This window comes from Bradyrhizobium sp. STM 3561 (assembly GCF_045571455.1).
In the GTDB taxonomy this organism is placed as follows: Bacteria; Pseudomonadota; Alphaproteobacteria; order Rhizobiales; family Xanthobacteraceae; genus Bradyrhizobium; species Bradyrhizobium vignae.
In genome coordinates this window covers 164,948-178,535 of sequence record NZ_CP120696.1, presented here as the reverse complement: position 1 = coordinate 178,535, position 13,588 = coordinate 164,948, and the positions used below count along the sequence as shown (strand labels likewise).

Here is a 13,588-nt window from a genome sequence, read left to right as displayed (position 1 = left end):
GGACTCCTTTCGAGCCCGGTGTAGGGCCGCAAAATTGATTAAGAGGCGACGGGACGCTTGATCACAGACAGGTCGTGATGCCGCCATCGACATAGAGCGTATGGCCGTTGACGAAGGACGACGCCTCGCCGGACAGAAATACGGCGGCGCCGATCAGCTCGTCGACGTTGCCCCAGCGCGACGCCGGCGTGCGCTTTTCGAGCCATGCCGAGAACTCGGGATTGTCCACCAAAGCCTGGTTCAGGGGAGTCTTGAAATAGCCGGGCGCGATCGCATTGATCTGGAGACCATATCTGGCCCAATCGGCACACATGCCTCGGGTCAGGTTCTTGATTGCTCCCTTGGTTGCGGTGTACGGCGCGATCCCGGGCCGCGCCAATTCACTCTGGACCGACGCGATGTTGATGATCTTGCCTTTACCGCGCGGAATCATATGGCGTGCTACTGCCTGGCCAACGTAGAAGGCGCTTGAAACGTTGGTCTTGAGCAACTCCTCCCACTTCTCGGCCGGAAATTCCTCCAACGGAGTACGGAATTGCATGCCGGCATTGTTGACGAGAATGTCAATCGGCCCGATCGCCTCTTCAATACGTGAGATTCCGCCGCGAACGGCGTCGGACCGGGTCACATCGAAGCTCGTCACTGCCACGTCATGGCCGCCGGCCCTGACGCTTGCCGCGGCCGCATCCAGTTTATTGCGGTCGCGGCCATTCAGCACCACGGAGGCGCCGTGCTCGGCCAGCCCTTGGGCGATAGCGAGCCCGATGCCTTGGGACGATCCCGTCACCAGCGCGCGCCGGCCGGCGAGATTGAATAATTCGAATGCCACGGGACCCTCTCTCGCTGCGTGTGCCTCAGCGCGCAAGCAGCTTCTTGACGCCAGCCAGGCCGACACGCAGGAACGGGTCGGAGTGAATGTAAAAATACCGCACCCCCTGCTCCAGCAGCGCAGGCAGTTCATCCGACGTTACGAGCGTTCCGGCAACCTTGCCGGCCGCGCAGATCTTCTTCACGGCGTAAGCAACCCGCTCCATCACCGCTTGCGGCCGCGGCTGACCGAACGGCGGCGCGGGCGGATAGCCCATGTTCTGCGAGAGGTCGCCGGGCCCGATGAAGAACACATCGATTCCGTTCACTGCGACCAGTTCGTCGATGCCCTCGATCGCCTTGGGCGTCTCGATCATGGCTATGACCAACCGCTTCTCGTGATCGGCCGGGCATGCGTAGCGCACCGCATCGACGATCGCGCGCGCCTGCTCGGCGGTGTCGACCATCGGCACCATCAGGCCGTCGGCACCGGCATTGAGATAACGGATCAGGACCGGCCGCTCATGAGAATGCGGGCGAACGATCGCGGCGCCGCCGGCACCGCGGATGGCCTGGGCGGTGACCCGGACATCCTCGAAGCTCCAGGTGCCGTGCTCGCAATCGACGAAGATGGCATCCGCACCGAGCTCGACCAGGCGGACTGCCAGGCCCGACGACGAGTGATGCGGCGTGAACATGGTGAGCGCCTCGCCTTTGGCAAGGCGCTCGCGCAACTTGGCTCCGTTCATGGGAGATCCTCTTCGCTAGCTTTTCGGCTTGTCGGCAAGGCCCGCTGGTGCACCGACCCAACGGGCCGTCTCGATGTCCGCGGACGTATCGCGCATGAAAGTCGGACAGATGTGCAACTCGGGGACCACAGCGCCCTTCTGCAGGCTGGCGCAGAGCAGCACCGCGCGGGCGACGTCGTGCGGATTGAGCATCAGCGCCCGCTCGCCCTCGAGCGGCGGCCGCGCACGGTTGTCCATGATGGGGGTGTCGGTCTCGCCTGGAAGGATCGTCGTTGCTCGGATCCCCTGGTTACGAAACGTGTTGTGCAGGAACGTCATGAAGTTCTTCACACCGGCCTTGGCTGCACCGTAGGCCGCTCCGCCGAGCAGGTTCGGATTGACGACGGCCAGCGAGGAGACCGTGATGATCGTGCCATCCTTCTTGGCGATCATGTCATCCAGCACAGCCTGCGTCAGGTTGAACACAGCCGTGAGATTGACGTTGACCGTGGCGTTCCACTCCGCCTCGCTGATGAAACGCGCGTTCAGCACCTTGCTCGCGCTGCCGGCGTTATTAACGAGGATGTCGACCGACCCGACATGGCCTTTCACCCAGGCGACAGTCTCGAGGATCGCATCCCGCGACGCGACGTCGAGCGCGCGAGCGACGGCTTTGCCACCCGCCTTCTCGATCACGGACACAACTTCACGGAGCGGCGCGATACGGCGCCCCGTCACGACCACCGCCGCGCCTTCCCGCGCAAGCAGGATCGCGGTCTCGCGCCCGATCCCTGTTCCCGCACCCGTCACGAGGGCGATCTTCCCATCGAGCAGACCCATGATTGTCCTATTCGGCGGCGGTCGCCGCCACGGTTGAGGGCTGATAGCCGTAAATCTGCCTCGCGGCAGCCGTCGTAATCAACCCTTCCGCAAGGTCGAGCTCGATCAATTCCGCACTGCGCTCCGACGTCTTGCCCCAACCGCCACCGCCCGGCGTCTCAACCTCCAAGCGATCGCCGGTCTTGAGGACGACCTTGCCCTTGGGAAACTGCGGTTCGCCATTCCGGTAAACCTTGCCGGCGCTGCCCGACTTGCCGCCGACCACACCGAAGCAGGGATGGCGCACGCGCTCCGACGCCAGGTAGATGTTCATGGGATTGCGTCCGAGATTGCGCAGCACGACGCGCTGGCCGAGACCGCCGCGGCTCTTGCCGGCGCCGCCGGAATCCGCGATCAGCTCCTTGCACTCCGTGAGCGCGGGCACCGCAATCTCGAACATCTCGATCGCCGTGACCTTGCAATTCGACGGGAAGCTCAGCGTGTCAAGTCCGTCGAATTCAGCGCGGGCGCCCTGCCCGCCATGGAAATTCTGCACCGAACCATATTGCGAACCATCGTCACGCCGTCCGACGCAATTGGCGGCCCAAATCGGCGCGCCGCCGCTGTCGCCCATCACCTTGCCGGGCACCACGCCTTCGAGCGCTTTGAAGATCAGGGATGGGATCACATGCCCGATGAGGTTGCGCGAATTGCCTGCCGTCCATTCCTCCGGATTGAGGATACACCCGAGCGGCGCCTCGTCCGTGATCGGCGTGATGCAGCCCTCGTTGTTCGGCGTGTCGGGGTCGAGCAGGCATTTCAACGCATAGACCGAGTGAGCATAGCGATAATTGGTGCGGCAGTTGATCGAGTGAAGAATCTGCTCGGATGTCCCGGTGTAGTCGACGTGAATGGAATCGTCGCGGACGATCACGGCCGCCCTGAGCGTGACGTCGGTATCGTAGCCGTCGAGCAGCACCTCGGCGCTGTAGGTGCCGTTCGGCCATTGCCGGATCGCGCGGCGGGTCTGCGCTTCGGAGCGGGTGTGGATCGCGTCCGCGAGTTCGTCGATCCCGTCGAGATCATACTCGTCGAGGAACTTGACCAGCTCGCGGCCCATCACGTTGTTGGCCGCGATCATGGATTCGAGGTCGCCCATCACCTCGGTCGGCAGGCGGACGGAGGCGGCAATGATCTCGAGGACGTCCTGGTTGGGAACGCCGGCCTTGTGCAGCTTCACGATTGGGAAGCGAATGCCCTCCTCGAAGATGTCGCTGGCCTCGGAGTGTAAGGGCGCGCCGCCGATGTCAGGAAGATGGGCGATCGAGCCCGCATAGGCCACGACCTTGCCTTTCTTGAAGATCGGCGTGATCATGGTGACGTCAGGCAGATGGCCGGTGCCGATCTCGGGATCGTTGGTGGCGAGCACGTCGCCCTCTTGCAACGTCTCGGCCGGAAACTTCGGCAAGAAGTATTTCTGCGCGGCGACCGGCAGCGAGGTGATGAACACCGGGATCGACCAAGTGCATTGCGCGAGCGCGCGGCCGCGGCTGTCGAGCAGCACCGTCACATAGTCGTGGTTCTCGCGCACGATCGGCGAGAACGCGGTGCGGCCGAGCACGATGTCGGCCTGGTCGGCGATGAAGATCAGTCGATTCCACATCACCTGCAGATTGATGGGATCGTTGAAATCGGCAGCGTTCACGGACATGGTGGCGTCCTCCCTAGGCGATATTGATCACGAGGTTGCCGTTGATGTCGACGTGCGCCGTGCCGCTCGGCCCGACGACGGCGGTCGACTCTCGTTGCTCGACGATGGCAGGCCCTTGGATGGCTTCGCCAACCGGCAGCTTGTAGTGATCGTAAACCGGCGTTTCGACGAAGCCGCCGCGCTCGCTGAAATAGACCGAGCGCGTGCCCTTCTTCGCCTCGGCAGCATGGCGAGTGTGCGGACGGGTCACCCGATCCTTCTCACCGCTGGAGCGCAGGCGCCAGGTGATCACCTCGACGGACGAGCCCGCGACGGTGCGGCCGAACAGCTCGCGATAGAGCTTGTAGAAATTGCTGAGCAGCTGTTCGAAGAATTTCTCGCGCGGCAGGCTGCGATTGGGCAGCGCGACCGTTATCTCGTGGCCCTGACCGACATGGCGCATGTCGACCGTGTAGCTGTTCACGATCGTCTCCGGCGCGACCCCGGCGGCGCGGACGACTTCTGCACCTTGCGCGGAGAGATCGCCAAGCAGGCGATCCATTGTCTCAAAGTCCCAATTGTCCACCTGCATCGGGAAGCTCGCCGACAGATCGACCGCGACCGGCGCAATCAAGAGGCCGATCGCCGACGTGACGCCGGCGCCTGTCGGGCAGATGATGCGCTTGATGCCGAGCTTGCGCGCGATGCCATAGGCATGCACGGGGCCGGCACCGCCGAACGCGACCATCGGCAGGCTGCGCGGATCGACGCCGAGGTCGGTCGCATGCACGGCGGCCGCCTTGCTCATGGATTCATTGACGAGATCGTGGATGCCGAAGGCGCAGCGGGGAACGCTGACGTCGAGCGACGCCGCAAGCTTCGTCATCGCCGTCAACGCCGCGTCCTTCGAAACCTTGAACGAACCGCCGACGAAAGATTCGGTGCCCATATAGCCGAGCAGGATGTCTGCATCCGTCACGGTCGGCTCGGTGCCGCCGCGCTGATAGGCGGCCGGCCCAGGCATCGCGCCCGCCGAGCGCGGCCCGACGTCTAGCAGGCCGAGTGGATTCTTGGCCGCGATCGAGCCGCCGCCGGCGCCGATCTCGATCATCCGGATCGACTGGATTTTGAGCGGAAAGCCCGAGCCCTTGCGGAAGCGATGATAGTGCGCGACCTCGAGGTCGGTGCCGACGGTCGGCTCGCCGTTCGGGATCAGGCACAATTTAGCGGTGGTGCCGCCCATGTCGAAGGACAGCACACTGCCCTCCCCGGCGATGCGGCCGAATTCAGCAGCAGCAACGGCGCCGGCAGCCGGGCCCGATTCAATCAGGCGCACCGGCAGCTCCGCAGCGCGGCTGCTCGGCACGAGACCGCCCGACGAGGTCATCCAGAGCACTTGGCGATTGATGCCCGTTGCGGCGAACTCACGCTCGAGATGGGCGACGTGGCCGGACATCTGCGGCCTCGTATACGCGTTGACGACGGTCGTCGAGGCGCGGTCGAACTCGCGGACCTCCGGGCAAACCTCTGATGACAGCGACACGAAGATATCGGGATCTTCTTCGCGCAGCAACGCCGCGATGCGCTGCTCATGATCAGGATATTTGTAAGCGTGCAGCAGGCAAACGGCGACGGACTTGATGCCTTCGTGGCGCAAGCGTCCGGCGATCTCGCGGACCGTGTCCTCCTCCAGCGCCGTGATCACTTCGCCGTTGGCCGACATCCGCTCGACCGCACCAAAGCTGTTCGCGCGCGTCACCAGTGGATCGGGGTACTTGAGATTCAGATCATAGAGATCGTAACGTCCCTCGTTTCGAATGCGCAGCATGTCCTGGAAGCCGGCGGTCGAGATGAAGCCGGTCTTGACGCCCTTGCGCTCCAGCACCGCATTGGTGACGACGGTGGTTGCGCCGAGCACCTGCAGATGATCGAGATCGACGACGCTGCCGAATTCCGCGAGCAGTTCGGAGACGCCGCGAACCACTGCCTCGGCAGGATTCGCCGGCGTGCTCAGCACCTTGTGAAGATGCAATTCGCAGTTGTCGTCGAGCAGCGCGAAATCGGTGAAAGTTCCTCCGGTGTCGAATGCGAGCTTGGCCATTTGTTTCCTCGAAGCGATTGTCTTCGAGCGTAGGAAAAGCGGTCGCACACGACCACCACAACTCACGTCTGCCGCCATAGGTTTTGTTTATGGCCTAGCGAAACCAGTGCCCGGGCACCGGCAAAGCGCAGGCTTCGACGTTCAGCGGTATTGCTTAGGCCGCCTTAATGCCCTGCGGATGGCTGCGCATCAGCTTCTCGACCACGGTCAGAAGCACCGATCGCGTGGCAAGCGCTGGCTCCGACAGCGGAAGATGGTCGGAGACGCACAGCGAGACGGTCGCCTCGATCGCGGGACGCACCAGCCGTCGCACCTCGACACCGGCAAAGCTCGATGCGCTGGCGGCGGCGACCGAGGCCGGCAGGATGGTCGAGCCCAGCCCTTCGGTCACGGCCGCACCAAGCGCGGAGACCGATTCGATCTCCGAGGCGACATTCGGCGTCACCCGCGCCCTCGCCAGGGACTCGTCGATCAGGCGGCGCAGGAAATGGCCTTGGCTCGGGAGCAGCAGTTTGACGTCGGCCAACGCCGATAGCGGCAACGGCTCGTCAGTCGGCGTCTTCGCCGTCGTCTCGGCGCGCGAAACCAGATACAGCTCCTCGCGAAACAGCGGCTGCAACTTGACGCCCTTGATTGGACCGGAGCCGTAGATCATGGCCATGTCCATCTTGCCGGTCATGATCAGCTCGCTCAAGACATGACCAAAGCTGTCATTGATATGGACGATGATCTGCGGATGCAGCGCCGACATCTCCTTCAAGATCGGCAGGGACAGCGTGCTCGACGCCGAATAAGTCGCCAAGCCAATCGACACCCGTCCCGCCAGCGCCTTGGTCGATTGGTCGATATCGATCTGGGCCTGCTCGATCTGCTTCAGCAACAATTGCGCATGACGGTAGAGGATCAGGCCGGCTTCGGTCGGCACGATGCCGTGATTGCTGCGGAGCAGCAGCTTGTGCTTGAAATGGCTCTCCAGTGCCGCGATCTGCTGCGACAGCGCCGGTTGCGCGGTGCGCAAGAGGCCGGCAGCGCGCGAAACGCTGCCGGCATCGACCACCTTGACGAAGCTCTTCAGCTTCCTGAAATCGACGCTCATGAGGATGGAATGCTGCTCTGGAACCACGCTCCTGACCGGCAGTATCCCTTATCTAGCCCATTGATTTCAATCGGTTTCTCAGCGCAGCGCCCGGCAGGCCTGTTCGATACGGTCGCAGGCGTCCTTGATCGCCTCCATAGAGGTCGCGATCGACAGGCGGAAATAGGGCGAGAGCCCATAGGCCGCCCCCTGCACGGCGGCGACGCCGACGCCGTCCAGCAGATAGAGCACGAAGTCAAGATCGTTCTCGATAACCTTGCCCTCGGGCGTGGTCTTGCCGATCACGCCGGCGCAGCCGGGATAGAGATAGAAGGCGCCATCAGGCACCAGGCATGACAGGCCAGGAATCGCATTGAGCCGCGCACAGGCATAGTCGCGGCGCTCCTTGTAGAGCTTGACGCTGTCGCGTACGAAGGACTGGTCGCCGGTCAGCGCATGGGCCGCAGCTGCCTGGCTAATGGATGACGGACAGGACGACATCTGCGATTGCAGCTTGTTGATCGCCGAGACCAGCGGCGCGGGACCTGCGGCATAGCCGATCCGCCATCCGGTCATGGCGTAGGTTTTGGACACGCCGTTGGTGAGCAGGACGCGATCCTTCAGGGCCGGTACTGCAGCGGCGAGCGTCGTTGCCGGCTCGTCGCGATACCAGATCTGATCGTATATGTCGTCGGAGAGCACGAGGACGTTGGGGTGGCGCAGCAAAACGGCGCCGAGCGCTTCGAGGTCGCTGCGGGAATAGGCCGCGCCGGTCGGGTTCGATGGCGCGTTGAGGATCAGCCAGCGCGTCTTCGGTGTGATCGCAGCTTCCAGCGCATCAGCCGTCAGCTTGAATCCCTGGTTTTCCGAGCAGCGGATGACGACCGGCTTGCCGTCATTGGCGATGACCATGTCGGGATAGGAGACCCAATAGGGTGCGGGAATGATCACCTCCGCCCCCTCCTCCACGCTTGCCATCAGCGCGAGGAACAGGATCTGCTTGGCGCCGCCGCCAACGCAGATCTCGTTGTCGGCATACTCCAGCCCAAGGCGCCGCTTGTAGTCGGCAATGATACCTTTGCGCAGCGCGATGGTGCCGTTGACGGCGGTGTATTTCGTTTCTCCACGGTCGATCGCCGCATGTGCCGCCGCCTTGACGTCGTCGGGAGTGTCGAAATCGGGCTCGCCGATCGCCATGTCGACGATGTCGCGGCCGGCGGCCTTAAGTTCGCGCACGCGCGCAGACGCTGCGGTGGTCGGGGATATCTTGATGCGCGAGACGCGCGCGGCCGGCACGAAGATCGTCACTGTGGTCGTCCTTTGAGTTGCAAAGTGTGTCAGTGCTCGACGTTGGTTTCGCCGCGCATGCGCCCGGTGAGGAACAGCTCGCCGAGTTCTTCGTGCGTTATGTCGGCGGGCCGGCCATCCCAGATCACCTTGCCGAGCCGCAGGATGACGGCGCGCTGCGCGACCTGCATGGCCTTCTTGGTGTTCTGCTCGACCAGCAGGATGGTCTGGCCGGCCGCGTTGATGCGTGCGAGTTCGTCGAACACGATACCGATCGCGGTCGGCGACAGCCCGACCGAGGGCTCGTCGACCAGCAGGATTTTTGGTCGCTGCAGCACGGCCATCGCGACCTCGAGCAATTGCTGCTCGCCGCCGGACATATTGCCCGCGAGCGTGTTGCGGCGGGTCTTCAGGATCGGAAAGAGATCGTAGACATAGTCGCGCTCCGCCTTCACTCTGGCATCGCGCAGCGTGTAGGCCGCCATCTGCAGATTTTCGTCGACCGTCATGACCGGAAAATTGCAGCGGCCCTGCGGTACCCATGAGATGCCTTCGGCCAGGATCGCGCGCGACTTCAGCGTGCCAATGTCCTTGCCCCGCCAGTTGATGCTGCCGCCCTTGACGGTGGTCATGCCATACAGGGTCTTGAGCAGGGTCGACTTCCCGGCGCCGTTCGGACCCATCAGCGCAACGAACTGCCCTTGCGGAACGTCGAGATCGACGCCGTTGAGAATATCGAGCGAGCCGTAGCCCGCGCGCAGTCCCTTGATCGAGAGAGAGGGTTCAGCCACCGAGATAGGCCTCCCGCACTGCCTGGTTTTGCACGATCTCGTCCGGTGTTCCCTCGGCGAGCTTGCGGCCCTGGTCGAGCACGACCACGCGCCTGCACAGGCTCGTGACAACGTCGATATTGTGCTCGATGATCAGGAAGCTGACGCCGAACGAGGTGTTAGCAAGACGAATGCTCTCGACCACGCGCTCGATCAGTTTTGGATTGATGCCGGCCATGGGCTCGTCGAGCAGGATGAGTTTTGGCTCGGGCATCAGCATCGAGGCGAACTGGATCAGCTTCTGCTGCCCGCCCGAGAGCTTGCCCGCGGGCTGGAAGCGCACGTCCCAAAGGCCAGCGATCTTGATCAGCTCACGCGCCCGCTCCCGCAACGCCGCGACGCGGTTGCGCGCCGCGGCGCCGATGCCGAAGGTCGACCAGATTCCGGGGAAGGTGAACATCTGACCGGCGATGACGAGGTTCTCCTCGATATCGAGCGCCGAGAATACCACCGTCTTCTGGAACGAGCGCAGCATGCGTCCTTCGCGCGCGATATCGTTCAGCGACCAGCCGGTGATGTCCTGACCGTCGAGCTTCACCGCACCTGCGCTTGGCCGCGCAAGTCCAGTCACGCAGTCGAAGAAGGTCGACTTGCCGGAACCGTTGGGGCCGATCAGCCCGCAGATCTCGCCGCGATTGACATGCAGATCGACGCCGTCGACCGCGCGCACGGCCCCGTAGGATTTGCAGAGCCCGGAGATGTCGAGGATCGGCAGCCCGTTCATTTGCGCCTCTCGAGAAATGACCAGAAGCGACCGATCAACGGGGCGAACCCGTTCGGGAACCAGAACACGAGCGCGAGCAGGAAGAAGCCGTACGCGATCATGCGCAGTTCCGGCGCAACGCGCAGCGCTTCGGTGAGGCCGACGAATAGTAGGCTGCCGAAGATCACCCCCGAGATGGTCCCCGCCCCGCCGCCAAGCACGATGATCAGCATTGTCGTCGAGTAGTACATCTGGAAGGTCAATGGGCTGACGACGGTCAAATAATGCGCATAGAGACTGCCGCCGAGCCCGGCGAAGGCGGCGCTGATCATGAAGACGACGAGCTTGTAGTGCCAGGTCGGGATTCCGACGGATTCGGCCAGCGTCTCGTTCTCGCGAATGGCGATCATGTTGCGACCGGCAGGCGATCGCACGATCAGATAGACGGCGAGAGTCGCCAGCGCCGCGATGGCAAGCACCAAATAATAGAAACCGACGGTCCCTGATACCGTGAATGAGGCCGGCCCGAGCGCGAAGTGAGGCTTGGGAATTGCCGCCAGGCCCATGTCGCCGCGCGTCAGGCTGATCCAGTTCTTGGCGATCGCCTGGCCGATGATGACGAAACCGAGCGTGCACATCACGAACGACGTCGAGCGCAACCGCAGCGCCGGGATGCCAAGCGGCAGCGCGATGGCGCCGGTCACGAGGCCCGCAGCGAGGAAATTCAGATAGAACGGCGTGCCGAAATGCACCGCCAGCAGCGCCGACGTGTAGGCGCCGATGCCGAAGAACGCTGCCTGCGCCAGCGACAACAGCCCGGTATAGCCAAGCAGCAGGTTGAGACCATGCGCCGGCAGCAGGAAGATCAACGCGATGATGATCGCATGCAGCGGATAATTGCCGAGGAACAGCGGTGCGATACAGGCCAGCCCAATCAGCGCGAGGCCGAAGGGAATGCGAAGATCGCGTCCCGTCGTCGCAACCGGGCTTCCGGCTTGCGTCATGGTCTGGTCCCGGACGATCTCGGTCATGTCACATCCATGCGATCAGAAGCGCGCCTGCGCGGAGAACAGCCCGTGCGGTCGCCACATCAGCACCAGCATGAGGGTCGCAAAGCCCACGGTGTCGCGAAATTGCAGGCCGACGTAGGTGGCAACAAGGCTCTCGGCGATACCGAGGATCATCGCCGCGACGAACGTGCCGCGGACATTGCCGAGCCCGCCCATGATGATGATCGGAAGCGTTTTGAAGGTGATGAGCTCTCCCATGCCGCCATAGACACTTACATTGACCGGCGCCGTCAGCACGCCGGACAGCCCCGCAAGGCCGGCGCCGAGGATGAAGGTCCACAGAGCAATATGGCGGACATCGATGCCGACCACCGCGCAGCACTCGATGTTCTGCGACACCGCGCGCATAGCCTTGCCCATCCTGCTGTAGGTGACCATCAATTCGAGGCCAACGAACACGATCAGGCCGACGATGATGATCAGGATGCGCTGCTCGGCCAGCGTGAAGCCGAATATACTCACCGGCTCGATGTAGCCGCCGGAGAAGAACTTGTAGCTGCCACCGAACACCAGGATAACCGTGTTCTGCAGGATCAACGCGACACCGAGAGTTGCGAGCACGCCAGCCTCGGCTGGCGCCCCCACGATGCGTTGCATCACGAAATTGCCGACCACAACGGCGATCATCGCCGTCGCCACCACGCCGATCACGATCGCCACCGGATAGGGCAGATCGAAATAGTCGATCGCGAACCAGGCCCCGAAGGTCCCCAGCATATAGTATTCGCCATGGGCGAAGTTGATGGCGCGCAGCACGCCGAAGATCATCGTCATGCCGACGGCAACGATCGCATAGACCGATCCGGACACGATGCCGTTAACGACTTGCTCGATGATCGTGTAGAACATGTGCGTTCCGTTGCGCCGTCTTACTTCGGATAGTCGATCTCGGCCGAGTAGGCTCCCTTGATCGCGGGCTTGCCGTGCTCAATCTCCAGCAGGATCATCGGCAAGCGGGCCTGATTGTGATCGTCGAAGGTCACCTCGCCAACTGCGCTTTCGTAGTGGATGGCGGAGAGCGCGGCGCGAACCTTCTCGCGATCGATGCTCTGAGCCTGCTCGATCGCCTTTGCGAGCAGATGAACCGTCTCCCAATGCACATAGGCGTGATTGTTCGGCGCCTCGCCGTACTCGGCAACGAACTTCTCGACGAAGGCCTTGCTCTTCGGAGAATCATACGCCGGAAGCCAGGCCGCCGCCTCGATGGCTCCTTCGAGCGCCTTCGGCGCTGCCTTGATCGAGCTCGCCGTATTGAATTCGGCATTGCCGATCAGCGGAATCTTGCCGGCGATGCCGACTTCGATCATCTGGCGCCCGACAATGGGCGTGCTATCCGCGTTGCCGTACATGATGATCGCCTGAGCACCGGAATCGCGGATCTTGGAGAGCACGCTGCGGAAATCGACCTCGCCTTCCTTATAATAGTCTTCCGTCAGGATCTGGCTCTTGAAGCGAGGCAGGTACTTCTTGGTGAACTCGATGGCCGCGCGCCCATAGTCGGTATCGACGGAGAGCACGGCGTATTTGGTGAAGCCTTTCTTCTCGGCAGCGTATTGCAGCACGATCAGGGCGCGGTTCTCATCGGTGGGATAGTTGCGGTAGGTCCATTTGAAGCCGCCGACGCCCGCCTTGTAAGTAATCTTCGGGTTCGAGGAGGCGGCATTGAGCAGCAGCACGCCGGCGTCCTCGGCTACTGGCTGCATTGCGAGCGTCACCGAGCTCGAGACGTCGCCGATGATGTAGTCGACCTGGCTCTGGTCGATCAGGCGCCGGGTCGCCGAAACGCCTTCGACCGGCGTGCCCTGGCTATCCGCAGGCATGACATTGATCTTGCGGCCGCCGACGCCGCCACCTGCGTTGATCTCCTTCGCGGCCATCTCGGCGCCGCGCAGCGAGAAAGCGCCGTAGCGGGCATTCGGACCGCTCATTGGCGCGACCAAGCCGAGCTTGACGGTGCCATCCTCGCCCCGGGCGAAGGCACCGGACGACATGGTCTGAAGCCCAATCAGAGCGGTTCCGATACAAAATCCCCGACGGCTCAACTCGATCGTCATTTCCCCGCTCCGTTGCTGCTACAAAATGATGCGTCCGCGAACTCTGCCACTTCAGTGGTCTTGCCCTGGGAATTTTTTGCTGCGGTCGACGGTAAAAATAGATTTACGTTCGATGACAGGGGAAGCACGACTGCGGTCTGCCGCCATAGCGAATTCTTATGGCCGGCTAGGCCATCGCGACTTGCCTGCCGCGGACCTGTTCGCCCTGGCGACGACGGGTCGGCATCACTGCGCAGTCGACCACACCACAATCAGTTTGCACGCGCAGCACGCGATGTCGGCGTGCTGTCACGAATTACTGGCTCGCCGCTCCCAAATACTGGAATCGGATGTTTGAGCATACCGCTCGGGATGAATAGCTGCTTTGATCTCTGCGGCTTTACCGTCAGGTGGCCCGGGCGAGCGAGCGTTCTGGCGGAGATAG

Annotated in this window: 12 protein-coding genes; all 12 read right to left on the bottom strand. The window is 62.9% G+C overall.

Annotated elements, in window-relative coordinates:
• Positions 1 to 61 precede the first annotated feature (61 nt).
• The 12 genes from P6U28_RS40245 to P6U28_RS40190 all read right to left on the bottom strand — a co-directional run bounded on the left by P6U28_RS40245 (position 62) and on the right by P6U28_RS40190 (position 13,164).
• Complete coding sequence (locus tag P6U28_RS40245; protein WP_407123510.1) at positions 62 to 829, bottom strand: SDR family oxidoreductase; 768 nt, start codon at positions 827 to 829, stop codon at positions 62 to 64.
• Positions 830 to 854: 25 nt separating this feature from the next.
• The gene (locus tag P6U28_RS40240) at positions 855 to 1,556 is read right to left on the bottom strand and encodes an HpcH/HpaI aldolase family protein (RefSeq protein WP_407123234.1); all 702 of its coding nucleotides are present in this window, start codon (positions 1,554 to 1,556) and stop codon (positions 855 to 857) included.
• A 15-nt stretch (positions 1,557 to 1,571) separates the two neighbouring features.
• Entirely contained in the window at positions 1,572 to 2,375 is an 804-nt protein-coding gene (locus P6U28_RS40235) for an SDR family NAD(P)-dependent oxidoreductase (protein WP_407123233.1), read from the bottom strand.
• Between the two features lie 7 nt (positions 2,376 to 2,382).
• Positions 2,383 to 4,065 carry a hydantoinase B/oxoprolinase family protein gene (locus tag P6U28_RS40230; protein WP_407123232.1) on the bottom strand — a complete coding sequence of 561 codons (1,683 nt, stop codon included), beginning with the start codon at positions 4,063 to 4,065 and terminating at the stop codon, positions 2,383 to 2,385.
• Positions 4,066 to 4,078: 13 nt separating this feature from the next.
• Entirely contained in the window at positions 4,079 to 6,145 is a 2,067-nt protein-coding gene (locus P6U28_RS40225) for a hydantoinase/oxoprolinase family protein (protein WP_407123231.1), read from the bottom strand.
• A 154-nt stretch (positions 6,146 to 6,299) separates the two neighbouring features.
• Entirely contained in the window at positions 6,300 to 7,241 is a 942-nt protein-coding gene (gene nac, locus P6U28_RS40220; RefSeq protein ID WP_407123230.1) for a nitrogen assimilation transcriptional regulator NAC, read from the bottom strand.
• A gap of 78 nt (positions 7,242 to 7,319) precedes the next feature.
• Positions 7,320 to 8,528 carry an aspartate transaminase gene (locus P6U28_RS40215; RefSeq protein ID WP_407123229.1) on the bottom strand — a complete coding sequence of 403 codons (1,209 nt, stop codon included), beginning with the start codon at positions 8,526 to 8,528 and terminating at the stop codon, positions 7,320 to 7,322.
• A gap of 29 nt (positions 8,529 to 8,557) precedes the next feature.
• Positions 8,558 to 9,298 (bottom strand): ABC transporter ATP-binding protein, encoded by a 741-nt coding sequence (locus tag P6U28_RS40210; RefSeq protein ID WP_407123228.1) that lies wholly within the window; start codon positions 9,296 to 9,298, stop codon positions 8,558 to 8,560.
• The gene (locus P6U28_RS40205) at positions 9,291 to 10,061 is read right to left on the bottom strand and encodes an ABC transporter ATP-binding protein (RefSeq protein WP_407123227.1); all 771 of its coding nucleotides are present in this window, start codon (positions 10,059 to 10,061) and stop codon (positions 9,291 to 9,293) included. The genes P6U28_RS40210 and P6U28_RS40205 overlap by 8 nt, the downstream gene beginning before the upstream one ends.
• Positions 10,058 to 11,044, bottom strand: coding sequence for a branched-chain amino acid ABC transporter permease (locus P6U28_RS40200; protein WP_407123509.1), 987 nt, complete (start codon positions 11,042 to 11,044; stop codon positions 10,058 to 10,060). The genes P6U28_RS40205 and P6U28_RS40200 overlap by 4 nt, the downstream gene beginning before the upstream one ends.
• Before the next feature lie 42 nt (positions 11,045 to 11,086).
• Complete coding sequence (locus tag P6U28_RS40195) at positions 11,087 to 11,959, bottom strand: branched-chain amino acid ABC transporter permease (protein WP_407123226.1); 873 nt, start codon at positions 11,957 to 11,959, stop codon at positions 11,087 to 11,089.
• Positions 11,960 to 11,979: 20 nt separating this feature from the next.
• Complete coding sequence (locus P6U28_RS40190) at positions 11,980 to 13,164, bottom strand: ABC transporter substrate-binding protein (protein WP_407123225.1); 1,185 nt, start codon at positions 13,162 to 13,164, stop codon at positions 11,980 to 11,982.
• Positions 13,165 to 13,588 lie beyond the last annotated feature (424 nt).

Excerpts from the sequence above, each read along its gene's own strand:
- P6U28_RS40190 (WP_407123225.1), bottom strand. The coding sequence starts at position 13,164 with ATGACGATCGAGTTGAGCCGTCGGGGATTTTGTATCGGAACCGCTCTG.
- P6U28_RS40240 (WP_407123234.1), bottom strand. The coding sequence starts at position 1,556 with ATGAACGGAGCCAAGTTGCGCGAGCGCCTTGCCAAAGGCGAGGCGCTC.
- nac (WP_407123230.1), bottom strand. The coding sequence starts at position 7,241 with ATGAGCGTCGATTTCAGGAAGCTGAAGAGCTTCGTCAAGGTGGTCGAT.
- P6U28_RS40200 (WP_407123509.1), bottom strand. The coding sequence starts at position 11,044 with ATGACGCAAGCCGGAAGCCCGGTTGCGACGACGGGACGCGATCTTCGC.
- P6U28_RS40205 (WP_407123227.1), bottom strand. The coding sequence starts at position 10,061 with ATGAACGGGCTGCCGATCCTCGACATCTCCGGGCTCTGCAAATCCTAC.
- P6U28_RS40225 (WP_407123231.1), bottom strand. The coding sequence starts at position 6,145 with ATGGCCAAGCTCGCATTCGACACCGGAGGAACTTTCACCGATTTCGCG.
- P6U28_RS40235 (WP_407123233.1), bottom strand. The coding sequence starts at position 2,375 with ATGGGTCTGCTCGATGGGAAGATCGCCCTCGTGACGGGTGCGGGAACA.
- P6U28_RS40230 (WP_407123232.1), bottom strand. The coding sequence starts at position 4,065 with ATGTCCGTGAACGCTGCCGATTTCAACGATCCCATCAATCTGCAGGTG.
- P6U28_RS40195 (WP_407123226.1), bottom strand. The coding sequence starts at position 11,959 with ATGTTCTACACGATCATCGAGCAAGTCGTTAACGGCATCGTGTCCGGA.